The organism is Brevibacterium iodinum ATCC 49514, assembly GCF_900169265.1.
Lineage (GTDB): Bacteria > Actinomycetota > Actinomycetes > Actinomycetales > Brevibacteriaceae > Brevibacterium > Brevibacterium iodinum.
This window is the reverse complement of record NZ_FXYX01000008.1, coordinates 79,401-100,719: the sequence shown is the minus strand read 5'-3', so window position 1 is coordinate 100,719 and position 21,319 is coordinate 79,401. Positions and strand designations below refer to the sequence as shown.

General features: G+C 64.1%; 22 protein-coding genes and 1 riboswitch. Of the genes, 12 read left to right on the top strand and 10 right to left on the bottom strand.

All coding sequences use genetic code 11. The annotated features are described in order from the left end of the window. Positions 1–141 precede the first annotated feature (141 nt). A riboswitch (TPP riboswitch) is annotated at positions 142–250 on the top strand. A 22-nt stretch (positions 251–272) separates the two neighbouring features. From BI49514_RS07960 to BI49514_RS07950, 3 genes are read left to right on the top strand one after another with little or no spacing between them, the layout of a single operon-like run. Further along, positions 273–902, top strand: a complete 630-nt coding sequence (locus tag BI49514_RS07960; RefSeq protein ID WP_101545867.1) for an ECF transporter S component — start codon at positions 273–275, stop codon at positions 900–902. Further along, complete coding sequence (locus BI49514_RS07955) at positions 902–2,434, top strand: ABC transporter ATP-binding protein (protein WP_101545865.1); 1,533 nt, start codon at positions 902–904, stop codon at positions 2,432–2,434. The genes BI49514_RS07960 and BI49514_RS07955 overlap by 1 nt, the downstream gene beginning before the upstream one ends. 10 nt (positions 2,435–2,444) lie before the next feature. Continuing rightward, positions 2,445–3,272, top strand: a complete 828-nt coding sequence (locus BI49514_RS07950) for an energy-coupling factor transporter transmembrane component T family protein (RefSeq protein ID WP_101545863.1) — start codon at positions 2,445–2,447, stop codon at positions 3,270–3,272. Between the two features lie 89 nt (positions 3,273–3,361). On the opposite strand, the gene BI49514_RS07945 is transcribed toward BI49514_RS07950, so the two are convergent. From BI49514_RS07945 to BI49514_RS07930, 4 genes are all read right to left on the bottom strand, one after another. Next, positions 3,362–3,904, bottom strand: coding sequence for a hypothetical protein (locus tag BI49514_RS07945; protein WP_101545861.1), 543 nt, complete (start codon positions 3,902–3,904; stop codon positions 3,362–3,364). A 50-nt stretch (positions 3,905–3,954) separates the two neighbouring features. Then, positions 3,955–4,275 carry a putative quinol monooxygenase gene (locus BI49514_RS07940; RefSeq protein WP_025778004.1) on the bottom strand — a complete coding sequence of 107 codons (321 nt, stop codon included), beginning with the start codon at positions 4,273–4,275 and terminating at the stop codon, positions 3,955–3,957. 75 nt (positions 4,276–4,350) lie between these two features. Further along, positions 4,351–4,953, bottom strand: coding sequence for a class I SAM-dependent methyltransferase (locus BI49514_RS07935; protein WP_101545859.1), 603 nt, complete (start codon positions 4,951–4,953; stop codon positions 4,351–4,353). A 22-nt stretch (positions 4,954–4,975) separates the two neighbouring features. Next, entirely contained in the window at positions 4,976–5,851 is an 876-nt protein-coding gene (locus BI49514_RS07930) for a LysR family transcriptional regulator (protein ID WP_101545857.1), read from the bottom strand. A 178-nt stretch (positions 5,852–6,029) separates the two neighbouring features. Here BI49514_RS07930 and BI49514_RS07925 point away from each other — a divergent pair, with 178 nt between their 5' ends. The 3 genes from BI49514_RS07925 to BI49514_RS07915 all read left to right on the top strand — a co-directional run bounded on the left by BI49514_RS07925 (position 6,030) and on the right by BI49514_RS07915 (position 9,307). Beyond that, positions 6,030–7,250: an NAD(P)/FAD-dependent oxidoreductase gene (locus BI49514_RS07925; RefSeq protein ID WP_244195031.1), complete on the top strand. Its 1,221-nt coding sequence runs from the start codon at positions 6,030–6,032 to the stop codon at positions 7,248–7,250. Positions 7,251–7,352: 102 nt separating this feature from the next. Continuing rightward, positions 7,353–8,888 carry an L-piperidine-6-carboxylate dehydrogenase gene (gene amaB, locus BI49514_RS07920; protein ID WP_101545856.1) on the top strand — a complete coding sequence of 512 codons (1,536 nt, stop codon included), beginning with the start codon at positions 7,353–7,355 and terminating at the stop codon, positions 8,886–8,888. 194 nt (positions 8,889–9,082) lie between these two features. After that, positions 9,083–9,307: a PLD nuclease N-terminal domain-containing protein gene (locus BI49514_RS07915; protein WP_101545854.1), complete on the top strand. Its 225-nt coding sequence runs from the start codon at positions 9,083–9,085 to the stop codon at positions 9,305–9,307. A gap of 104 nt (positions 9,308–9,411) precedes the next feature. Here the strand turns inward: BI49514_RS07915 and BI49514_RS07910 are convergent, their stop codons facing one another. Further along, positions 9,412–9,660, bottom strand: a complete 249-nt coding sequence (locus BI49514_RS07910) for a hypothetical protein (protein ID WP_145996190.1) — start codon at positions 9,658–9,660, stop codon at positions 9,412–9,414. Positions 9,661–10,032: 372 nt separating this feature from the next. Here BI49514_RS07910 and map point away from each other — a divergent pair, with 372 nt between their 5' ends. From map to BI49514_RS07895, 3 genes are all read left to right on the top strand, one after another. Then, positions 10,033–10,800: a type I methionyl aminopeptidase gene (map, locus tag BI49514_RS07905; protein ID WP_101545850.1), complete on the top strand. Its 768-nt coding sequence runs from the start codon at positions 10,033–10,035 to the stop codon at positions 10,798–10,800. Between the two features lie 170 nt (positions 10,801–10,970). Further along, positions 10,971–12,338: a DNA repair protein RadA gene (gene radA / locus BI49514_RS07900; RefSeq protein ID WP_101545848.1), complete on the top strand. Its 1,368-nt coding sequence runs from the start codon at positions 10,971–10,973 to the stop codon at positions 12,336–12,338. Positions 12,339–12,381: 43 nt separating this feature from the next. Then, positions 12,382–12,774: a VOC family protein gene (locus BI49514_RS07895; protein WP_101545846.1), complete on the top strand. Its 393-nt coding sequence runs from the start codon at positions 12,382–12,384 to the stop codon at positions 12,772–12,774. A 4-nt stretch (positions 12,775–12,778) separates the two neighbouring features. On the opposite strand, the gene BI49514_RS07890 is transcribed toward BI49514_RS07895, so the two are convergent. Further along, positions 12,779–13,582 carry a hypothetical protein gene (locus BI49514_RS07890; protein ID WP_244195030.1) on the bottom strand — a complete coding sequence of 268 codons (804 nt, stop codon included), beginning with the start codon at positions 13,580–13,582 and terminating at the stop codon, positions 12,779–12,781. Between the two features lie 36 nt (positions 13,583–13,618). On the opposite strand from BI49514_RS07890, the gene BI49514_RS07885 reads away from it, so the two are divergent. Beyond that, the gene (locus tag BI49514_RS07885) at positions 13,619–14,650 is read left to right on the top strand and encodes an HhH-GPD family protein (RefSeq protein WP_101545841.1); all 1,032 of its coding nucleotides are present in this window, start codon (positions 13,619–13,621) and stop codon (positions 14,648–14,650) included. 124 nt (positions 14,651–14,774) lie between these two features. Here BI49514_RS07885 and BI49514_RS07880 read toward each other — a convergent pair whose 3' ends face one another. Together BI49514_RS07880 and BI49514_RS07875 are read right to left on the bottom strand one after the other, a co-directional pair. Continuing rightward, positions 14,775–15,359, bottom strand: coding sequence for an amino-acid N-acetyltransferase (locus BI49514_RS07880; RefSeq protein WP_101545838.1), 585 nt, complete (start codon positions 15,357–15,359; stop codon positions 14,775–14,777). A 106-nt stretch (positions 15,360–15,465) separates the two neighbouring features. After that, positions 15,466–18,006, bottom strand: a complete 2,541-nt coding sequence (locus tag BI49514_RS07875) for an ATP-dependent Clp protease ATP-binding subunit (protein ID WP_101545835.1) — start codon at positions 18,004–18,006, stop codon at positions 15,466–15,468. Positions 18,007–18,152: 146 nt separating this feature from the next. Between BI49514_RS07875 and BI49514_RS17280 the strand changes: the two genes are divergently transcribed. Both BI49514_RS17280 and BI49514_RS17275 read left to right on the top strand, forming a co-directional pair. Next, positions 18,153–18,590: a phosphotransferase gene (locus tag BI49514_RS17280; protein ID WP_420836296.1), complete on the top strand. Its 438-nt coding sequence runs from the start codon at positions 18,153–18,155 to the stop codon at positions 18,588–18,590. Then, on the top strand, positions 18,515–18,904 hold the full coding sequence (locus BI49514_RS17275; protein WP_420836295.1) for a phosphotransferase: 390 nt from the start codon (positions 18,515–18,517) through the stop codon (positions 18,902–18,904). Before BI49514_RS17280 ends, BI49514_RS17275 begins: the two co-directional genes overlap by 76 nt. Positions 18,905–19,198: 294 nt before the next feature. On the opposite strand, the gene BI49514_RS07860 is transcribed toward BI49514_RS17275, so the two are convergent. Both BI49514_RS07860 and lysS read right to left on the bottom strand, forming a co-directional pair. Further along, a complete protein-coding gene (locus BI49514_RS07860; RefSeq protein WP_092015973.1) occupies positions 19,199–19,528 on the bottom strand; it encodes a histone-like nucleoid-structuring protein Lsr2 in 330 nt (109 codons plus the stop codon). Positions 19,529–19,746: 218 nt separating this feature from the next. Further along, positions 19,747–21,306 carry a lysine--tRNA ligase gene (lysS, locus tag BI49514_RS07850; protein WP_101545823.1) on the bottom strand — a complete coding sequence of 520 codons (1,560 nt, stop codon included), beginning with the start codon at positions 21,304–21,306 and terminating at the stop codon, positions 19,747–19,749. Positions 21,307–21,319: the final 13 nt, after the last annotated feature.

Sequence of the window (21,319 nt, the reverse complement as noted above, 5' to 3'; positions counted from 1 at the left end):
CATTCCTACTGACCAGTAGTGTCCGGTTGTTCGAGGCCCATCGACGGGAATGGGAACGGGAAGTGAATCCTCGATGACCGCCCCCGGCCTCCCCGTCGCCACGGATCCCGGTCGCTGCTCCGCTCCCCTGTTGTACAGTGGTGGCTACGACAGGGGAGCGCCGTCAGGGGCGCTGAGAGTGCAGAAGAAGCTGCAGACCCTCGAACCTGATGCGGTTAGCACCGCCGAAGGAAGTCGAGACTCTTCACCCCTCCTTGAAATGAGGAGGCACAATGCCGAACACCACCACGCCGAGCACCACCCCCACCTCTTCACGCGCCTTCACCGCGGCGCCGAAATCCAAACAGTGGCGGGTCGTCGACTATGTCACCACCGCCGTTCTCGGCATTGCCGTGGGGCTTGTGTTCTGGGTGTTGGCGCTGAGCTGGAAGGTCCTCGAACTCGCCTTCCAGGCATTCCCGCCGTCGATCGGTCTCATCGCAGGACTCTGGGTGCTGGCCGGTCCGCTCGCCGGTGCCATCATCCGCAAACCCGGTGCCGCGCTCCTGTGCGAACTCATCGCCGCCATCGTCGAAGCCGTCCTCGGCTCCCACTTCGGAGCGACAGTTCTGCTCTCGGGTCTGCTGCAGGGTCTCGGTGCCGAACTCGTCTTCGCCGCCTTCGGCTACAAGCGCTTCACCCTGTGGGTAACCGCCGCTTCGGGCATGCTGGCGGCTGCGTTCATGGCAGTGAGCGAGAACATCATGTACAACGCCGAATGGCAGTTCGCCTTCCAGGCGATCTACGCCGTCTGCGCGATCGTCTCCGGCCTCGTCATCTCCGGGATCGGCGCCTGGTTCGCCTACCGGGCGATCGCGGCTACCGGAGCGCTCAGCTCCTTCGCCTCAGGCCGACTGCGCTGATGGCGCTGCCGATCACGGCCGCCGGCTTCTCATGGACACACACCGACCGTGACCGGCCGGCAGTCGGACCGTTCGATCTGCAGATCACGGCCGGAGAGAAGGTGCTGCTGCTCGGTGCCTCCGGGGCCGGCAAATCGACGTTCCTTCACGCTGTCGCCGGTGTCCTGCCCGAGGAATCGGGTGAGGCCACCGGTGAACTCCTCGTCGGCGGCGAAAGACCGGATCCTCGCCGAGGCAACACCGGGCTGGTCCTCCAAGATCCCGATTCGCAGGTGATCTTCTCCCGCATCGGTGATGATGTGGCGTTCGGGATGGAGAACCTCGGACTCCCGTCCGAGACAATCAAGGCTCAGGTTCCCAGATCTCTGCGGGCGATGGGGCTCGATTTGCCGCCGGAGCATCCGAGTGCCGCTCTGTCCGGCGGGCAGAAGCAGCGGCTGGCTCTGGCCGGGATCCATGCGATGGCCCCGGAGGTCATCGTCCTCGATGAACCGACGGCCAATATCGATCCCGCCTCGGCCGCCGAGGTCCGCGATGCCGTGCTCACCGTGCAGGCCGAGACACAGGCGACCATGCTCGTCGTCGAACACCGGGTGGAGCTGTGGATCGATCACGCCGACCGGGTCATCGTGCTCGGCCGTGACGGAATCGTCGCCCAAGGTCCGCCCTCGCAGATCTTCTCCGATCCGGACCTGACCGAGACGCTCATCGACTGCGGAATCTGGATGCCGCGGCGCTCCCCCACCCCGCGCCGAGGCGGGATCGACCGAATCGGCGGAACGTCGTGCCGCCTCGGCGAGGTTCTGCTGCGCACCCATCGGCTCAGCGTTGCTCGACCGCGCATGGCCGCCCCCACCGCGGCCGGCCTGGAGCTGAGCCTGCGTGCCGGTCAGGCGCTCGGAATCGTCGGTGCGAACGGGGCAGGCAAATCGACGACGGCCCTGACCTTGGCGGGGCTGCTGCCCGAATTCTCCGGGCAGGTCAGCGCCGAGGCGGCCCTGCGGGAAGGAGCCAAACGGGCCCGGCCTTTCGCCTGGCCGTCGAAGCAGTTGGCGGCGCGCATCGGCATGGTCTTCCAGGAACCGGCGCACCAGTTCCTCACCTCGAGCGTGGCGACCGAACTCGAGCTGGGTCCCCGACTGGCCGGGTGGTCTGCCGCCGAGTCGCAGGCTCGGGTGGATGAACTTCTTGAGGGACTCGGGCTCACCGGCTTGACGCAGGCTCATCCGCAGAGTCTCTCAGGTGGGGAGAAGCGACGCCTATCGGTGGCGGCGATGCTGGCTCCCCGGCCCCGGGTGCTCATCGTCGATGAGCCGACCTTCGGTCAGGATGCGCTGACGTGGGCGGGGTTGGTGGAGATGTTCCTCGATGTCTTGGAACACGGTTCCGCGGTGGTCGCGGTCAGCCACGATCAGGCGTTCCTCGAGGCCATAGGGGCCGATCTCCTCGAGCTCGGCGACCGCAGCAGCGCAGAACAAGCCGGCGCCAATGGGTCGGATTCGCATGTCAGGGCGGGTGATAGCGGTGAGTGACAGTCTCGATATGCATTCTCGCCCCGCCTCCGAGGTCGCCGCAGAGGATCCGGGGCAGCTCATCCCCGTGGTGCGTTCCACCGCTTTGGCTCGGTGCAATCCGCTGACGAAGATCGCAGTGGCCCTCATCCTCATGGTTGGGGCGCTGTTGAGCATCGATCTCGTCTCTGCAGGGGTGGTGCTGCCCGCAGCGCTGCTGGCTCTGCCTGCGACGGGACTCGATCTGGCGGCCGCGGCCAAGCGGCTGTGGTTCCTACCCGCCGGAGCTCTGCTCGCGGCTTGGGGCACGGCGCTGCTGGCGGAGAAGACCGGGGATGTGGTCGTCGACTTCGGTCCGATTCTGTTCACCACGGGGTCACTGGCCGCGGCCGCGGCGATCTTCGTCCGTGCCCTGGCGTTGGCGATCCCGCTCATCGTGCTCGCGTCGACGATCGATCCGCGTGATCTCGCCGATGCGCTCATTCAGCACCTGCGGCTGCCAGAGGTCGTCGTGGTCTCGGTTCTCGCGGCCTCGCGTCTGCTCGGACTGTTGGTCAGCGAGTGGCAGGTGCTGGCGATGGCCAGGCGGGCCAGAGGCGTCGCGGGCGGTTCGCTTCTGCGGCGCACGGGCAGCCTCTTCAGCGGAGTGTTCGTCCTGCTCGTGGTCTCGATTCGCCGGGCGACGACCCTGGCGATGGCGATGGAGGGGCGGGCATTCGGTCGTCCGGGCCGCACGTGGCGCAGGCGGTCGAGTTTCGCGGTCCGAGATGTCGTGGCGGTGCTTCTCAGTCTGGCTGTCTGCGCGGTCGCAATCGGTGCGGCTCACATGCTCGGAGTCTGGAACCCGATCATCGGCTGAGGCGGATCGCGTGTCTCGGCACTGCCGTGCTCACGAGAAGTCGGAGCCGTTCCGCTGCCGGTCGATCAGAGCTGCCGGACGGTCAGAGCTCAGAGCTGTTTGAGGAAGTCCTTGCCGAAGGCCCGCCATTGTTCCAGGGCTTCGGGGCTGGGAAGCTTTGACGTGGTGAGGACGAAGAGCGTCTTGTCGTCGCTCTTCGTCTCAGCGGCGGCTTCGACCTTGATGCCGCCGTCGAGGTTCGCTCGCCAGAAGGAGCGCTTCGCCGTCTCCGAGGTGCGGGGCTCGCCGTCGAGGGCCACCTCGTTGAGGGTGTCGCCGACGAGGAAGGCGAACTTTGCGATGAGTGCGGAACGATCGCTCGGGATGGTGCGGGAGACGGCGACATCGAAGGTGCCGTCGGCGCGCTGGCCGGGGACGCGACGGCCGATCTCCTGCTCAAAGGCGACGACGGCTCCTTGGACCCACCAGCCGTGGTTGTCGACCTTGCCGTCGAACTGGGGATAGAGAGCGTCGGCGAGCTCTTTGTGACTCGCCGACGCTCCCCCGGCCGCTTCCAAGCGAGCACGGGTGTCGGCCCATGGTTCATCGAGGGCCTTTTCGATCGATGCGATGTTCTGCGCTTTGGTCGCCATAGCAGAAGTCTATGTGCTCGATCGATCCGAGATGAAGGAGTGGAAGGCGATCAGTCGATCTTGAGTTCGCCCATCTCGTCCCAGCCTTCGCCGTCGATCTTGCGGGAGATGATCTTCGGCGTCGTGGCCAGGTGCGGGCGCATCGCTTCGAGACCGGCGGCGAAATGGTCGCTCTTGACATGAGGTTCGGCACCTTCGTCGGTGAACGCTTCGACGAGCACGAACTCGTTCGGGTTCTCCAGGCTCTTCGACCATTCGAACCACAGGTTGCCGGGCTCTTCCCGCACGGCCTCGGTGAAGGCCCGCACCGCCTCGGGGAACTTCTCGACGCTTTCGGGTTTCACGTCATATTTCACGACGATGAAGATCATGGTTATTCTCCTTCAGCTGATCAGCAGTACGGGTCGATCCCAGCTTAGTTCGGCCGCAATTGCGAATCGACCGGCTCACAGCCTTTCGGCGATGAGGACGAGGAAGTCGCTGTCAGACTCGAACGGGCGGAGCTCCCAGGTGGAGAACTTCTGGTCGACGAACATCCCCGTGGCCTTGACGTCCTCGATGAAGTCGTCGAAATCATATCCGCGTCCGGCACCGAACCCGGACACGAACCGGCCGCCGTGCTTGAGCGTCGATTTGATGTTGCCCAAGGTCTGACGCCGCGAAGCCGGATCAAGGAAGGACAGGACGTTTCCGGCGCAGAAGGCCACATCGATCTCGGTGATCCCGGCACCGGCGAAATCGAAGTCGGCGAGGTCGCCGGTGTGCCATTCACCGCTGGGGAAGTCCTCCTCGGCGACGGAGATGAGGAATTCGTCGAGGTCGACGCCGAAGACGGTGTGTCCTTCGTCGATGAGCAGTCCGCCGGCCCGTCCGGTTCCGCAGCCGGCGTCGAGGATGCGCGACCCCCGCGGAGCCATGGCGTTGACGAACCTGGCCTCACCGCCGATGTCATGCCCGGCGGCCGCAAGGTCGCGCCACCGCTGCGCGTAGTTTGCCGAATGGTCGGGGTTGGCCCTGCGTACCTTGTTCCACTGATGGTCGAAGCTCATGCCCTCATCCTAGGCCGGAACCTCATGCGAAGACTTCGGTGACCACCGTGGCGACGGCCCGGACCGGATCGCTGGGGTCCGGAGAAGTCAGCACGATGATCTCGCGTCCGCCCGCCTCGGCGACCGGGTGGAGGTCGACGTCTGGCCCGCCCAACGACATCATGATCGGCGTCGCCAGGGTCAGGCCGAGTCCGGTTCCGGCGAGCGCCAACGCGACCGCGGTGTCCGTGACGATGTGGGTCTCCTTCGCGTTGATTCCCAGCGCCGAGGTAGCCAACCGCATCGCGCGGCCGAAGAGCTCCTCGGCCGGTGGGAGGATCCAGTCGGCCTCGGCCAGATCGTCATCGCTCGGCCGGGACGTCCCCGCGGGGACGACGATGCCGAAGTCCTCCTCGGCCACGGCCTCCCAGCGCAGCCCGCGCATCGGCGGCAGCGGCGCGGCCGGGTAGTTGATCCCGATCCCCAGATCGATGACCCCGTCGATGACGGCGGCCGACATGGTCTCGACATTGATCTCCCGCGCCCGAACTTCGATATGCGGATGGCGCTCGGCCAGTTCCCGCACTACCTTCGGCAGCGCCGTCGTCGATGCCGATCCGAAGACGCCGAGGGTGACGATGGCCTCTCTGCGGAAGTCCCGGCCGAGCATCGCCATCTCCGCCTGCTGCTGAGCGGCGAGGATGTTCCGTGCTCTGGGCAGCAGGGTGCGCCCGGCTTCGGCGAGGACGAGCCCACGGCCGCGACGTCGGAACAGGTCGGAATCGACGACCCTGCGCAGCGCTGAGATGTGCTGGGACACCGCCCCGACGCTGTAGCCGAGGTGGTCGGCCGCCCGCGTCATCGATCCGAATTCGGCCACAGCGACGAACGTCCGCAGCTGTCCGAGCGTCCATGTCATGGCAGCGCTCTCCTGTCTTTAGGTTTCTTGAACACAGTGTTCACAAACTCTCCCTTGTTCTTAAGTGTGATGGCAACCACAATGAAGTCAAGACGCAAACGCCGACATCGCCGTCGGCACTCTCCGCTTCCGGGGCGACCAACGACGGTCGCCCCGGCAGCAGACAGCGAGGTGAACCGTGGAATCCCCAACCGCATCAACCACCACCCCGAACACCGACGGGGTCCTCGATACGACCAGAGCCCTGCCCGCCGAAGCCTCCGTCGTCATCATCGGCGCCGGCGTCATGGGAGCGGCCATCGCCTACCACCTGGCCGAACGCGGAGTCAGCGACATCGTCATCGTCGAACGCGATACCCCCGGAGCCGGATCGACGTCGAAGGCCGCCGGAGGTGTGCGCTGCCAATTCTCCGACGAGGTCAACATCGCGTTGGCCGCCCGCGGGCTCGAAGTGCTGCGGAACTTCGAGACCGATTTCGGCGTCGACATCGATCTGGTCAGCAACGGCTATCTGTTCCTCCTCGACAACGATGACGACGTGCGCGCGTTCACCGACAATGTGGCTCTGCAACAGCGGATGGGCCTGGATTCGCGGATGCTCACCCTCGCCGAGGTGGCCGAGCTGGCCCCGTTCGTCAACACCGAAGGGCTGATCGCCGGGGCGTTCAACCCCGGCGACGGTCACTGCACCCCCGAAGCCGTCGTCGCAGGCTTCGTCACCGCCGCCCGCGAGCGCGGGGTCACAGTGGTCAAGAACTGCGAGGTCGCCGGATTCGACACCGACGGCAGGACGGACCGCAGAGCCACCTCGGTGATCACGAATCAGGGCCCGATCAGCTGCGAACAGGTCGTCGTCGCGGCGGGAGCCTGGTCCGGCCCCATCGGGGACATGGCCGGGGTCGACCTGCCGGTGAAGCCGCTGCGGCGGGAGATCATGGTCTCCGAGCCCGTCGATTTCGACACCTCGCGGATGCCCTTCACGATCGACTTCTCCACCAGCTACTACGTCCACCCGGAAGGGTCCGGGCTGCTGTTCGGCTGCCCCGATGAGGTCGATGACTGGTCCTTCAACGACAAACGCGACCCGAACTGGCTGGCCACCCTGGCCGAGCACATCGAAGCCCGCACCCCGGAACTCGGCGAAGTCGAGGCCAAACACGGGTGGGCGGGACTGTATGAGATGACGCCCGACCACAATGCCCTCATCGGCGAGGCCGAGGAGAGGCCGGGATTCTTCTACGCCTGCGGGTTCTCCGGTCACGGCTTCCTCATGGGCCCGGCCGTCGGAGAGGTCGTCGCCGACCTCATGACCGGCCGCGCCCCCTTCGTCGACGTAGCTGCCATGGACAAACGACGCTTCGCCACCACCGGACTGCGTAAGGAGCTCAATGTGATCTGAGGCCTCGCACACCCGCCCCTCACACCCCGCCTCCCCACAACGACTGAACCCCGCCGACCGGCCAAGCGACCGATCGCCACAGCAGACGACGAAAGGACAGCAATGACCGCACTGCCCACCGATCAGACCATCACCGACCTCCTCACCACAGGACTGAGCGCCTGCGGAGTGGACGCATCCGTGCTTGAGGGATCGGCCGCCTCGGCGAGCCTTCCGGCCCGCTCCCCCATCACGGGACAGGACCTCGGCACGATCGCCGCGGACACCGCGCAGACGGCGGCGGACAAGATCGCCGCAGCCCAGACCGCGTTCGAGACCTGGCGGGACGTGCCCGCTCCGGTCCGCGGTCAGCTGGTGCAGCGGTGGGGACAGCTGCTCGGCGAGCACAAGGAGGATCTGGCGAAGATCATCACCGTCGAAGCCGGCAAGACCCCCTCCGAGGCGGCCGGTGAAGTCCAGGAGATGATCGACATCTGCGAGTTCGCACTCGGTCAGTCCCGGCAGCTGTGGGGCAAGACCATGCCCAGCGAACGGCCGGGTCACCGGCTCATGGAGACGTGGCATCCCCTCGGCGTCGTCGGTGTCATCTCCGCATTCAACTTCCCCGTGGCCGTGTATTCCTGGAACACCGCCCTGGCCTTGGTCGCCGGTGACGCGGTCGTGTGGAAGCCCTCGGAGAACGCCGTGTTCGCGGCCCTCGGGGCGCAGTCCCTGTTGGCCAGGGCCGCCGCCGAGGTGGGGGCACCGGAGAACCTCGCGCCGGTGCTCATCGGCGGCCGGGACATCGGTGATCTGATGGTCCGGGATGAACGCGTGGCCTTGGTCTCGGCGACGGGATCGGTGCGGATGGGTCGCGAGGTCGGGCCCGTCGTGGCCGAGCGCTTCGGCAAGATCCTGCTCGAGCTCGGCGGCAACAACGCCGCCATCGTCGCCCCGAGCGCCGACATCGATCTGGCGCTGCGCGGAGTGGTCTTCGCAGCCGCCGGGACCGCAGGTCAGCGGTGCACGACCCTGCGGCGGCTCATCGTGCACGAATCCATCGCCGACGAGTTCGTCGACAAGGTCGTCGCCGCATACAAGACGCTGAGCATCGGATCGCCGACCGATGATGGAGTGCTCGTGGGACCGCTCATCAATTCGGGTTCGTACGATGCGATGCAGGCGGCCCTCAAGCAGGCAGAGGCAGAGGGCGGCGAGATCCTCTGCGGAGGCGGCAGGGTGCTCGCCGATGAACGCCCGGATGCCCACTATGTCGAGCCGGCAGTGGTGCGGATGCCCAATCAGAGCGCAGTGGTCAAGGAGGAGACGTTCGCCCCGATCCTCTACGTCGTCACGTACTCGGATCTCGATGAGGCACTGGAGATCCACAATGGGGTGCCACAGGGTCTGTCCTCGGCGATCTTCACTGCCGAACTCGCCGAATCCGAGAAGTTCCTGTCCCGCTCCGACTGCGGAATCGCCAACGTCAACATCGGCACCTCCGGTGCGGAGATCGGCGGTGCTTTCGGCGGTGAGAAGGAGACCGGCGGCGGACGCGAGTCGGGTTCGGATTCGTGGAAGGCCTATATGCGCCCGGCCACGAATACGATCAACTACTCCGGAGAGCTGCCGCTGGCGCAGGGCGTCGAGTTCCTCTGAGAGAACTGGGTCCTCTGAGCGAAGTGACGTCCTCGACCGGTGGGCCGGTGGGCCGATCCAAGCGCAGGCTGTCCGACCGGCGACTCTTCACGTCGTTCAAGGGCCAGCGCTGATATCACGTGGTGCACGACGCGATATCCGCGCTGACTCTTGAACGAGCGACTTTCGTATAAAAACCAAGGTAGATTGATGCCATGAGCGAAAATCCATTGCTGCCCGCTGCCTATGACGTGATCTGGTCCGGAGTCGTCGTACTGCTCGTCGTCCTGCTCATCTGGGCAATGGTGAGCATCGCCCGATCAGGACTCGACCCTCGGGTGAGACTCGTCTGGGCGATGATCGTCCTGTTGCTGCCCGTCGTCGGGCCGATCTGCTGGCTCATTGCACGACCGCAGAAGTCGGACACCAGCCTCAGCTGACGCGCAATCGCGCTCAGGTCACGCGAAACTCGGAAAAGTCGTCGCCAGTGACGACTTTTTCGAGTTTCGCGTTGACTGAGCAACTCTCGTGCAGGACAGCGTCCTCAGCGTTCGCTGCTCACGCTCTCGCCTGTCTCCGCGCTCGAAGAAGCAGAATCATGCTCACGCTGGCCGTCTGCACGCTCTCTTCGCCGCTGGTCACGGAGAAGCAAGGCGAGGCAGAGCAGCGAGCAAGCGGGAAAGATGATGAGCGTGAGGGTCCAGGGGCCACCCGAACGGAGGTCCTGTTCCCCCGACAGCACCGAGGTTGCCAAGGCGATGCCCACACTGAACGCTGTGATGATGTTCCTCATGCTCCGCACCCTACGCACCGGGAAATCAAGACACAAGCATCCTTGCACGAAGTCGGAACTGCTGCCTCGTTCACGACCCCACCTCTGAGAGGTCCCCGACCGCTTAACGCCCGCCTTCGCGCATCGATCAAGGGCTCGCTCGAATCACACGACGTAAACGGAGCGATATTCGAGCGAACCCTTGAACGAGCAGGTTTCGGGCAAAAGGCGGCTGTCCGGCAGACCGAACCGAGTGACGCTGAGCTCGGCTCGGGCCTGTCTGCTTGCCCACAGATCCGGGTGCGGCCGCGACTTCACAACCGCCGAGGACTAAAATCGAGTCTGAACCCGTGAACGCCGTCAAAACCCTGCACCTCGCTGAAGGAGACCCCTGTGATTGAGCTGAAGACGCCCGCCGAGATCGACAAGATGGCGGTGACCGGCCGTTTCGTCGCGAAGACCTTGGCCGAGCTGACCTCGATCGCAGAACCGGGCATGGACATCATGCACCTGGAGAAGACCGCGCGGAAGCTCATTGAGGATGCAGGAGCGAAGTCCTGCTACTGGGACTACGCCCCCTCTTTCGGCTCCGGCCCCTTCCGCAACGTCATCTGCCTGTCCGTCAATGACGGCGTCCTCCACGGCAAACCGCACAGCTATGTCCTCAAGGACGGCGACCTGCTCACCCTCGACTTCGCCGTCTCCATCGACGGCTGGGTCGCCGACGCCGCCCGCTCCGTCGTCGTCGGCAACCGCAGCGACGAGGACCAGCGCCTCATCGACACCACCTGGGCCGGTCTCGAAGCCGGAATCGGTGCCGCCCAAGCAGGCAACCGCCTCGGCGATATCTCGAAGGCCATCGGTGACGTCGCCGATGCCCACCGCATCCCCGTGAACCTTGACTTCGGCGGCCACGGTCTCGGCCACACGATGCACGAGGATCCGCACGTGCCCAACCGCGGCAAGGGCGGTCGCGGGCTGGTCCTCAAACCAGGCCTGACCCTGGCGATCGAACCCTGGTGGTCGTTCACTTCGAAGAAGCTCTCCGTCGACAAGGACGGTTGGACCCTGCGTCTGGCCGATGGTTCGAATGGTGCCCATTCGGAGAACACGATCGCCATCACCGAGGATGGCCCCCGAATCCTCACCACGCTCGACTGACCTGGCTGCCGCACTCTGCCGGCAAGGGGCGCCCGACGAACTCATCGTCGGGCGCCCCTCTGCGTTCGCCGGACTCCCCCGCTGCAGCGCACACCGGCCGGCTCCCTGTTGGTGAAGACGGTCTCTCGAGCAAGGAAACTCGTGTCAGCGGCCCGTGCCAGAATTGCGGTATGTCTTTCACATGCTCGGAATGCGGCTATTCGACGGTCAAATGGTTGGGACGCTGCCCCGAATGCCAGGCCTGGGGCACGCTTGAAGAAAAGGGCGCGAACTCGTCGAAGGTGAAGACGAAGGTCAAGAAGTCCAATGCGGCGAAGCCGATCAGCGAGATCGACTCGACGCTCGCGCAGGCGAGATCGACGTTCGTCCCCGAGTTCGATCGGGTGCTCGGCGGTGGCATCGTGCCCGGCGCCGTTGTCCTGCTTTCCGGTGAGCCGGGGGTCGGCAAGTCGACGCTGCTGCTCGACGTCGCCGCGAAGATCGCCATGTTCGGGGTCAAGGTCCTCTATGTCACCGGTGAGGAATCCGCCGGTCAGGTGCGACTGCGCGCCGAACGGATCAATGCCCTGGCCGACTCACTTCTCCTCGCTGCTGAGACCGATCTGGGTTCGGTCTTGGGAATGATCGAGTCCGAACAGCCGGAGCTGCTCGTCGTCGACTCGATCCAAACTCTGGCATCATCCGAGGTCGAAGGCATCCCCGGCGGAGTCACCCAGGTCCGTGAAGTCGCCTCTGCCCTCATCAGGGAAGCCAAGGCCCGGTCTCTGCCGACTGTGCTCGTCGGCCACATCACGAAGGACGGCACGATCGCCGGTCCTCGCCTTCTCGAGCATCTCGTCGATGTCGTGTGCACCTTCGAAGGTGAGAGGCATTCGCGTCTGCGCATGCTGCGAGCGGTGAAGAATCGCTTCGGCCCGACCGACGACGTGGGCTGCTTCGATATGGAGGAGAACGGGATCAAGAGTCTCGAAGACCCTTCGGGGCTGTTCCTCTCGCGCAGCGGTGCGAACCCGCCCGGCACGTGCTTGACAGTGACGCAGGAGGGCAAGCGTCCGCTGCTCGTCGAAGTCCAATCGCTCATCACAGAGTCCGCTGGCGGCCAGTCCCGTCGTTCGGTCTCCGGAGTCGATTCCTCCCGGGTGGCGATGATGCTGGCTGTGCTCAGCCAGAACGTCGCGCAGGCGAACCTCGCCAAGAGCGATGTCTTCACCGCCACCGTCGGCGGAGCGAAGCTCTCCGAGCCGGCCAGCGACCTCGCGATCTGCATGTCCCTGGCATCGGCGCTGCTCGGCAAGCCGCTGGCTCGCCACCTCGTCGCGATCGGCGAGGTCAGCTTGTCAGGGGAGATCCGCAACGTCCCCAATCTCGGCCAACGACTCAATGAAGCCAAACGGCTGGGTATCACTCACGCTGTCGTCGCCAAGGGCGCGATGACCAATGTGGCGGCGCCGGACAAGATGGAGGTCGAGGAGTGCGAACACATCGCCGGAGCGGTCGAACTGATGCTGACGAAGCAGGCTCTTCGGGAGCACAAGTGAGAAAGTCCGGGACTTTCGCACGGTTTTGGAGCATCCTGGTGTCATGACCACGACAGTTTTTCCAGCCTTCCGGACCGCCGATGCCGCAGCGACGATCGACCTGCTGGTCACGCTCGGGTTCACCGAAAGACTGATCGTGCGCAATGAACACGATCCGGCGGTCGTCGAGCATGCCGAATTCGCGCTCGGCGACAACGGCGGGATCATGTTCGGTTCGGTTCGCAACGACGGGTCGGCCCTCGATTCGGTGGGCGGCAGCTCGATCTACGTCGTCGTCGACACCGAACGCGAAGTCGACCGGCTCTACCAGGAGGTCGTCGATATGGGGCATGCGATCGTGCGACCCGTGGCGACTCAGGTTCACGGCGGCCGCGAATTCGACTTCCGCGACCACGATGGAAACTCGTGGGGAGTCGGCTCCTACCGCGGTGCCTGAGAACTCAGTCCTGCGGTTCCTCTGACTGCTTCTCATCCGAGGAGTCCCTCTCGCCGGATTCCTTTTCCGACTTCTTCTCCTCGTCGGCTTTCTTCTTCTCCTCCGCGGCCTTCTTCTCCTCGGCCTTTTCGGCGGCGCTCTTCTCGAGCTCGAACGGCGTCGGTTCGCTCTTCTTGTCATCGAGCTTCACGATGAGCTCATAGTCACCGGGAGCGAAGTCATCGTCTTCGCGGTTGCAGTTCTTGTCGACCTTGATCCGGTTCCACTTGAGCTTCGCAGTCTTCTCGGACTGCGGTGCGAACTCCGTGGAAGCCTCGGCATTCTCGTCTTTCGCCGCCGCGCAGTACTCCGACGACCACACCACATCACCGTTCTTCTCGACGATGAATTCCTGCTTATCGGTACCGACCTCGATGAGGCATGTGGCGGTGTGGCCGTTCTCGATGACCATGCCCAATTCGGGTTCTTTCCCGTCCTTCACGGATTTCGGATCGACCTTCGCCTTCAGCGAGACCTTGTCCTCCGGGCACTTTCCGCTCGCTGCTTTCTTATCCGGCACAGGTGCCGCGGTCGTCGATTCAGCCGGGGCAGTCTCCTCGGCAGCGACCTTGTCCGATCCGTCGCTGCGGCCGCCGATAGCTTTGGCGATTCCGACGATTCCGAGGACAAGAAGCCCCAGGACGAGGAGGCTGGCCACAGCAAGCGTGATGCGGCGCCGACGGTACACGTGAGCAGGCAGCTTCCCGCTAGACTGGCGAGGCTGCCCTGCAGCTCTGTTCGGCTGCGAACCACGATTGGAAGGAGTCATCGCTTTGAGCCTAGGCAATTGCGAATGAGCATCCAAATGACACACCGAGCCGGTCCCGAATCGAATCCCACAGGGTCATCCACCACCTTCCCCGAGGTGGCCGAACCTGTGCTCAGACGAGTGCAGGACACCATCATCGCCTGGTTCGAGGACACCGCCCGGGACCTGCCGTGGAGGCACCCGAACACGAGCGCCTGGGCAATCCTCGTCAGTGAGATCATGTCCCAACAGACCCCTGTCGCCCGAGTCGAACCGCGATGGCGGGCGTGGATGGACAAGTGGCCGACACCGGCCGACCTCGCCGCCGCCCCGACCGCCGATGTCCTCCACGCCTGGGACCGGCTAGGATACCCACGCAGAGCGCTGCGACTGCAGGAAGCCGCCGAAGTCATCGCCGCTGACCTGGACAACCGCGTTCCCGAAACGACCGAAGAGCTCGAACGACTGCCGGGCATCGGGTCCTACACCGCCGCCGCGGTCTCCTCCTTCGCTTTCGGTCGAAAGACGACCGTGCTCGACACGAACGTGCGTCGGGTCCTCATCCGCCTCTTCGCGGGCCGAGAACGCCCCACCACCTCACCCGGCCGGAAGGAGACCGCCTGGGCGGCGGCCCTCGTACCCGAGGATAAGCACGTTGAGTGGAACGCCGGAGTCATGGAGTTCGGGGCCCTCGTCTGCACAGCGCGCAATCCCGACTGCCAAGCCTGCCCGCTCCAGGACATCTGCACATGGAACCGATTGGGAAGACCCGCCTCGGCGACAAAGCCGAAGACTCAGAAGTGGGCAGGCACCGATCGACAGCTGCGCGGTGCGATCATGGATGCCCTCAAGGCAGCGCACGTCGCCGGTGACGGCCGACACGGTGTCCGGCTCGACGTCTTCACCGCCGCGGTGACCGACTTCGACCCCGCGCTTCTCGACTCACTGGCCGAATCGACGGCCGCAGCGGTGGCTCGAGTGCGTGAACTCAGTGCCGACCAAGACAGGATCAATCGGCTCATCTCCGACCTCGTCGACGACGGTCTGGCACAACAGGTCGACGGGCGATTGGCACTGCCGAACAGCTGAATCCGGACCCGGACGTGGCAGACGCCGCCACTGGACGTTGTGTGTGCGGCAGTCGCGTGTACCGGTCGCCGAGAGCATGGTCAAAGCCGACGCCCGCCGGTGACGGGCACGATCAGGGTCTGGCTCAGAGGTATTTGATCATCCGTGAGTTGCCCAGGGTGTTCGGTTTGACCCTGGCCAAGTCGAGAAACTCTGCGACGCCCTCATCGGTGGAGTGGAGCAGCTCGACGTAGACCTCGGGTGAGACGGGGATGCCCTTGATCGGTTCGAAGCCGAGCGAACCGAAGAAACCGGTCTCGAAGGTCAGGCAGAACACCCGGTCGATGCCGATCTCACGAGCATCGGCGAGCAGCTGCTTGATGATCGCCTTGCCCACTCCCCTGCCCCGATAGTCCGGTGAAGTGGCGACCGTGCGCGCCTCGGCGAGATCCGCCCAGATGATGTGCAGGGCGCCGCAGCCGGCGAGGATCTCGGAACCATCGGGCTGTGGATCGACGACCAGCCAGAACTCCTGCAGCGACTCGAAGTAGGTCACCGTGTCCTTGGCGAGCAGGATCCGCTCACCGGCCAGTGGGGCGACCAGGGCTTCGATGCCTTTGACGTCGCCGGTCCTCGCTCGTCGCAGGTACAGACCTCCGGGGAGTACGTGCTTGGAATGGTGGTCCTCGGAGATCCGTCCGTGATCGAAGTCGCCTGCGTGTGAGCTCATACCGACATTCAACACCATCACCGGAGGCGAACACGAAAGAGTCCGGGGAGCCGGCTGCTGCCGACTCCCCGGACTCTTATGCGTTATCCGAGAAGGTGATGAAAGATCAGGCCGAGGTCTCCGAGGATCCGCTCGAACTCGACGACCCCAGACCTGCGAGTTCGCCTTCGTCATCCTCAGCCGGCTTCAGACTCTCGGTCTCGATGCCTTCGAAGGTGAACTCAGCTTCCTTTCCTTCGCCCTTGACGTCGACCTTGATGGTCTGGCCGCGTCCGATCTCCTTGAACAGGATCTTCTCCGACAGAGTGTCCTCGATCTCGAGCTGGATCGTCCGACGCAGCGGACGGGCGCCCAGGACGGGATCGTAGCCGCGCTCGGCGAGCAGATCCTTCGCCTTGGCCGTGACGTCGACCTTCATGCCCTGATCGGCCAGGCGGCCGTCGAGACGCTCGAGGAAGAGATCGACGATCTTGATGATCTCGACCATGCTCAGCTGCGGGAACACGATCGTGTCATCGACGCGGTTGAGGAACTCGGGACGGAAGTGCTGTTTGAGCTCTTCGTTGACCCGCTGCTTCATCCGGTCGTAGTTGGTCTTCGTGCCACCCTCGACCTGGAATCCGAGCTGAAGTCCGCTCGAGACATCACGCGTACCGAGGTTGGTCGTCATGATGATGATGGTGTTCTTGAAGTCCACCTCACGACCCTGCGAGTCGGTCAGGCGACCATCCTCGAGGATCTGCAGCAGCGAGTTGAAGATGTCCGAGTGGGCCTTCTCCACCTCGTCGAAGAGGACGACCGAGAACGGCTTCCGGCGGACCTTCTCCGTGAGCTGACCGCCCTCTTCGTATCCGACATATCCCGGAGGTGAGCCGAACAGTCGCGAAACTGTGTGCTTCTCCGAGTATTCGGACATGTCGAGGCTGATGAGCGAGTCCTCATCGCCGAAGAGGAACTCCGAGAGAGCCTTGGCCAGCTCGGTCTTGCCGACGCCGGTGGGGCCGGCGAAGATGAACGAGCCGGAGGGGCGCTTCGGATCCTTCAGACCGGCGCGGGTACGACGGATCGCCCGCGAGATCGCCTTGACCGCATCGTCCTGACCGATGACGCGCTTGTGCAGCTCGTCTTCCATCCGCAGCAGACGCGAGGACTCTTCCTCGGTGAGCTTGAAGATCGGAATGCCGGTGGCAGAGGCGAGCACTTCGGCGATGAGATCGGCGTCGACGACCTTCGAGGTGTCGGTGCCGGACTTGCGCCACGCCTCGGTCTGCTCTTCCTTCTCCTTCTGCAGCTTCATCTCGGAATCGCGCTCCGAGGCTGCCAGTTCGAAGTCCTGAGCATCGATGGCGGCTTCCTTGCGGTGGCGGGCCTCGAGGATCTTCTCCTCCAGGTCACGCACCTCCTGGGGAACCGACAGACGCGAGATGCGCAGTTTGGCACCGGCTTCGTCGATGAGGTCGATCGCCTTGTCCGGCAGGTACCGGTCGTTGATATAGCGATCGGACATGTTGACAGCGGCTGCCAGGGCACCGTCGGTGACGGTGACCTTGTGGTGCGCTTCGTACTTGTCACGCAGACCCTTGAGGATCTCGATCGAATGCGCCAGCGACGGTTCGGGAACCTGGATCGGCTGGAACCTGCGCTCGAGAGCGGCATCCTTCTCGATGTGCTTGCGGTACTCGTCCAGCGTGGTCGCACCGATGGTCTGCAGCTCTCCGCGAGCCAGCATGGGCTTGAGGATCGAAGCGGCATCGATCGCACCTTCGGCGGCCCCGGCACCCACCAGGGTGTGGATCTCGTCGATGAAGAGGATGATGTCGCCGCGGGTGCGGATCTCCTTGAGCACCTTCTTCAGACGCTCCTCGAAGTCACCGCGGTAGCGGGAGCCTGCGACCAGCGAACCGAGGTCGAGTGTGTAGAGCTGCTTGTCGGCGAGGATCTCGGGGACATCGCCGTTGACGATGGCCTGTGCGAGTCCTTCGACGACAGCCGTCTTGCCGACACCGGGTTCACCGATGAGGACCGGGTTGTTCTTCGTCCGGCGCGAGAGGATCTGCATCACGCGCTGCATCTGCTCGTGCCGGCCGATGACCGGGTCGAGATCGGCCTCGCGGGCCGCAGCGGTGAGGTTTGTGCCGAACTGGTCGAGCACGAGCGATCCCGAGGGCGTTCCCTCCTCGCGGCCGCCGGCGGACACGGGTTCCTTGCCCTGGTAGCCCGACAGCAGCTTGATGACTTCCTGGCGGACGCGTCCGAGGTCCGCGCCGAGCTTGACGAGCACCTGCGCGGCAACGCCTTCGCCCTCACGGATGAGGCCGAGCAGAATGTGCTCGGTGCCGATGTAGCTGTGACCCAGCTGCAGTGCTTCACGGAGGCTGAGCTCGAGGACCTTCTTCGCCCGCGGGGTGAAGGGGATATGGCCGCTCGGAGCCTGCTGTCCCTCACCGATGATCTCCTGGACCTGGTCGCGCACCTGCTCGAGGGAGATGTCCATGCCCTCGAGTGCCTTCGCTGCCAGACCTTCACCCTCATGGATGAGGCCGAGCAGAATGTGCTCGGTGCCGATGTAGTTGTGTTTGAGAAGTTTCGCTTCTTCCTGCGCGAGCACCACGACGCGTCGTGCTCGGTCGGTGAACCGCTCGAACATATTCATCCTCCTCGGTCTTCTGATTCTTCTGAGCCTAACCACCACGACCGCGGTTCTATTGCAGGTTTCGCCATCAGCCGAAACCGTTTGGCTGTGGGCGAAATTCTCTAGACTCGAGACCCAACGAGCTCGGCCTCGACTTCCAGGTGGCCATCGCCGAGGCGGTCGACGGTCGGTCCTGGGTGCTCCGGATACCCCGACGTCCGGATGTCGCCGCCCGAGCCGCCGTCGAGGGCCGGTTCCTTAACGCCGTCGCACCGCATCTGAGCGTCGCGGTCCCCGATTGGCAGATCCACTTCAATGACCTCATCGCCTACCCGCTGCTGCCGGGTACACCCGGACTGACGATCGACGACAGTGGTCAGCCGCAGTGGCATTTCGATGTCGAATCCTCCGAGTATGCCGCATCGCTCGGATCGGTCCTCGTCGAACTCCACAACGTCGACCCGGCTGTCGTTCGGGACACAGGCATTCCGGAGCTCTCCCCCCCCCCCCCGCCGAGTTCGAGGTGGCGCCGAACCTGCTCCGGCGGTGGACCGCATGGCTCGACGATGACAGCTATTGGCCGTCGTTCTCAACCGTGACTCATGGCGAGGTGTATCCGGCGCATCAGCTCATGGACGGACCCGTCAAACTCAGCGTCCTCGATTGGACGACCGCTGCAATCGGCGATCCCGCCAGGGATTTCATGTTCCATCACGCCAGTGTCTCGGCCTCTGCGTTCGAGAACACGAGCGCGCGATCCGTCGATGCCGGCGGTCGGATCTGGCCCCGGTTCGCCGATCACTGCGCCGAGCTCTGCTCGACGCCGCCCGTCGAATTGGGACTGTACGCTCTGCAGGCCGGAGCCCCGGGGCATATGAGTGCGGCACGAATTCAATTGAACCCGCAGAAGTGAACCGACTTCAATAGCCGTGCGGTGAGCACAGGCATTTCCGCGGCCACAGTGCAGGCTCCCTTGATTTATCTGCAACTTCATCGAACCATTTGGCTGCGCCATCAATCGATATGATTTTCAACTACTCTCCACCTGGCAATTGTCTGTGATGTTTCATCACTGCTGTGTTGCCGCAGAACCGGAAGAGGGCAATTCATATTACCGAGGCCGAGCACAAAAAGCCCGAGGGGCCAGCGAATCAATTCGCTGGCCCCTCGGACCTAATCGGAAGTTATCGGCTTTCGAATGAGCCTCTTACTTCTCCGCTGCTTCGTATGCTTCGACGATCTCGAGCGGGATCCGTCCACGATCACCGAGCTGGTACCCGTTGTTCTGAGCCCACTCGCGGATCTTCGCCGTGTCCCGCTTGGGTCCCGACGAACCCGCACGGCGGCCACGGCCGCCGGTGTTGGCTACACGACGTGCTTTGGCGATGAATGGGGCGAACGTCTCACGGAGCTTGTCGGCATTCTCGGTTGAGAGCTCGAGTTCGTACGTTGCCTGGTCGAGGCTGAAACGAACGGTTTCCGCCGCTTCGCTTCCGTCGAAATCATCCGTGAGAACGAGGCGCATTTCCCTTGCCATGTTCACTCTTTTCGTATTCAGAGGATTTTGTCGCTGTCATCTTAACATCCGTTCGGGGATTATCGTCGACTTCGCTAACTTCAATCTCGGAATAGTATTTATCTACCTGTTCGCGTTCATTGCGATCTGCGCGGACGATATTCCGGAACACATACCAGAACAGCAATCCCACACAGATCGACGGGAGCAGAGCTTTCAGGATATCCAACATAATCAGATCAGCCCTCCTGAGCCGAGTCCTCCTGCGAAGAAGCCAAAGGCTTGGTGAATGGGAACAGAATGGTTTCACGAATCCCCAAACCGGTCAGCGCCATGAGCAGACGGTCGACTCCCATGCCCATTCCGCCGGTCGGCGGCATACCGTGCTCCATCGCCATGAGGAAGTCCTCGTCGAGGCCCATCGCCTCATCGTCACCGCGAGCGGCGTCCGCGGCCTGAGCCTCGAAACGCTGACGCTGGATGATCGGGTCGACGAGCTCCGAATAGCCGGTGGCCAGCTCGAAGCCGCGCACGTACAGATCCCACTTCTCCACGACGCCCTTCTTCGTCCGGTGCTCACGCACCAGTGGTGAGGTGTCGACCGGGAAGTCGGTGACGAAGGTCGGAGCCCAGAGCTTGTCCTGGTAGAAGTGCTCCCACAGCTCTTCGACGTACTTTCCGTGTGAGCGGAAGACTCCGCCCATGTCGACGCCGTTGTCGGCGGCGATCTTGTCGAGGACGTCCAGCCCGGTCTCCGGGGTCACCTCGACGCCGGACAGCTCGGACAGGGAGTCGTACATGCTCACGACCGGCCAGTCTCCGCCGAAGTCGTAGTCCGTGCCGTCGTCGAGAGTCACGACGAGCGATCCGGTGGCTTCCTGGGCGGCATTCTGGATGAGGGTCTTCGTGAGATCGGCGATCGAATGGTAATCGCCGAAGGACTGGTAGGCCTCGAGCATCGCGAATTCCGGGGAGTGAGTGGAGTCAGCACCCTCGTTGCGGAAGTTGCGGTTGATCTCGAAGACGTTCTCGATTCCGCCGACGATCGCCCGCTTGAGGAACAGCTCCGGGGCGATGCGCAGGTACATGTCGATGTCGTAGGCGTTCATATGCGTCTTGAACGGGCGCGCCGAGGCACCGCCGTGCATGGTCTGCAGCATCGGCGTCTCGATCTCCACGAAGTCCTGGTCCGCGAAGGTCTTCCGCAGCGACGACATCACCTTCGCGCGGGTGAGCATCGTCTCCCGAGCCTGCTCGCGGGTGATGAGGTCGAGGTAGCGCTGGCGGACGCGGGTGTCCTCGGCGAGTTCGGTGTGCAGTCCGGGCAGCGGACGCAGGGCCTTCGACGCCATGGTCCAGGAGTCCGCGAGCACGGAGAGCTCACCGCGCTTGGACTTGATGACCTTGCCGTGCAGGAACAGGAAGTCGCCGAGGTCGACGTCGGTCTTGAAGTCATCCAGGCGCTCCTGGCCGACTTCGCGCAGCGAGAGCATGCCCTGCAGGCGGGTGCCGTCACCGGACTGCAGTGTGACGAAGCAGAGTTTGCCGGTGGTGCGGACGAAGACGACTCGGCCGATGACGCCGACGATGGCCTCGGTCTCCTCCCCCGCCTCGAGTCCGTCGTGGGCGGCGTGGACCTCGGCGAGGCTGTGGGTGCGGGGCACCGTCACCGGGTAGGCATCGGTTCCGTCGTCGAGGAGACGCTGGCGCTTGTCCTTTCGAATCCGGATCTGTTCCGGATCGAGGTGCTCGGGTGAAAGGTCTGCGTTCTCAGGTGTCTTCGAGTCGGTATTCGCCATGCTTCAAGGCTAC

Coding starts and splice junctions, on each gene's coding strand:
- BI49514_RS07955 (WP_101545865.1), top strand. CDS start 902: ATGGCGCTGCCGATCACGGCCGCCGGCTTCTCATGGACACACACCGAC.
- BI49514_RS07960 (WP_101545867.1), top strand. CDS start 273: ATGCCGAACACCACCACGCCGAGCACCACCCCCACCTCTTCACGCGCC.
- BI49514_RS07950 (WP_101545863.1), top strand. CDS start 2,445: ATGCATTCTCGCCCCGCCTCCGAGGTCGCCGCAGAGGATCCGGGGCAG.
- BI49514_RS07895 (WP_101545846.1), top strand. CDS start 12,382: ATGACCACGACAGTTTTTCCAGCCTTCCGGACCGCCGATGCCGCAGCG.
- radA (WP_101545848.1), top strand. CDS start 10,971: ATGTCTTTCACATGCTCGGAATGCGGCTATTCGACGGTCAAATGGTTG.
- BI49514_RS07945 (WP_101545861.1), bottom strand. CDS start 3,904: ATGGCGACCAAAGCGCAGAACATCGCATCGATCGAAAAGGCCCTCGAT.
- BI49514_RS07935 (WP_101545859.1), bottom strand. CDS start 4,953: ATGAGCTTCGACCATCAGTGGAACAAGGTACGCAGGGCCAACCCCGAC.
- BI49514_RS07940 (WP_025778004.1), bottom strand. CDS start 4,275: ATGATCTTCATCGTCGTGAAATATGACGTGAAACCCGAAAGCGTCGAG.
- BI49514_RS07915 (WP_101545854.1), top strand. CDS start 9,083: ATGAGCGAAAATCCATTGCTGCCCGCTGCCTATGACGTGATCTGGTCC.
- BI49514_RS07890 (WP_244195030.1), bottom strand. CDS start 13,582: ATGACTCCTTCCAATCGTGGTTCGCAGCCGAACAGAGCTGCAGGGCAG.
- BI49514_RS07910 (WP_145996190.1), bottom strand. CDS start 9,660: ATGAGGAACATCATCACAGCGTTCAGTGTGGGCATCGCCTTGGCAACC.
- lysS (WP_101545823.1), bottom strand. CDS start 21,306: ATGGCGAATACCGACTCGAAGACACCTGAGAACGCAGACCTTTCACCC.
- BI49514_RS07860 (WP_092015973.1), bottom strand. CDS start 19,528: ATGGCAAGGGAAATGCGCCTCGTTCTCACGGATGATTTCGACGGAAGC.
- BI49514_RS07930 (WP_101545857.1), bottom strand. CDS start 5,851: ATGACATGGACGCTCGGACAGCTGCGGACGTTCGTCGCTGTGGCCGAA.
- amaB (WP_101545856.1), top strand. CDS start 7,353: ATGACCGCACTGCCCACCGATCAGACCATCACCGACCTCCTCACCACA.
- BI49514_RS07880 (WP_101545838.1), bottom strand. CDS start 15,359: ATGAGCTCACACGCAGGCGACTTCGATCACGGACGGATCTCCGAGGAC.
- BI49514_RS07875 (WP_101545835.1), bottom strand. CDS start 18,006: ATGTTCGAGCGGTTCACCGACCGAGCACGACGCGTCGTGGTGCTCGCG.
- BI49514_RS07885 (WP_101545841.1), top strand. CDS start 13,619: ATGACACACCGAGCCGGTCCCGAATCGAATCCCACAGGGTCATCCACC.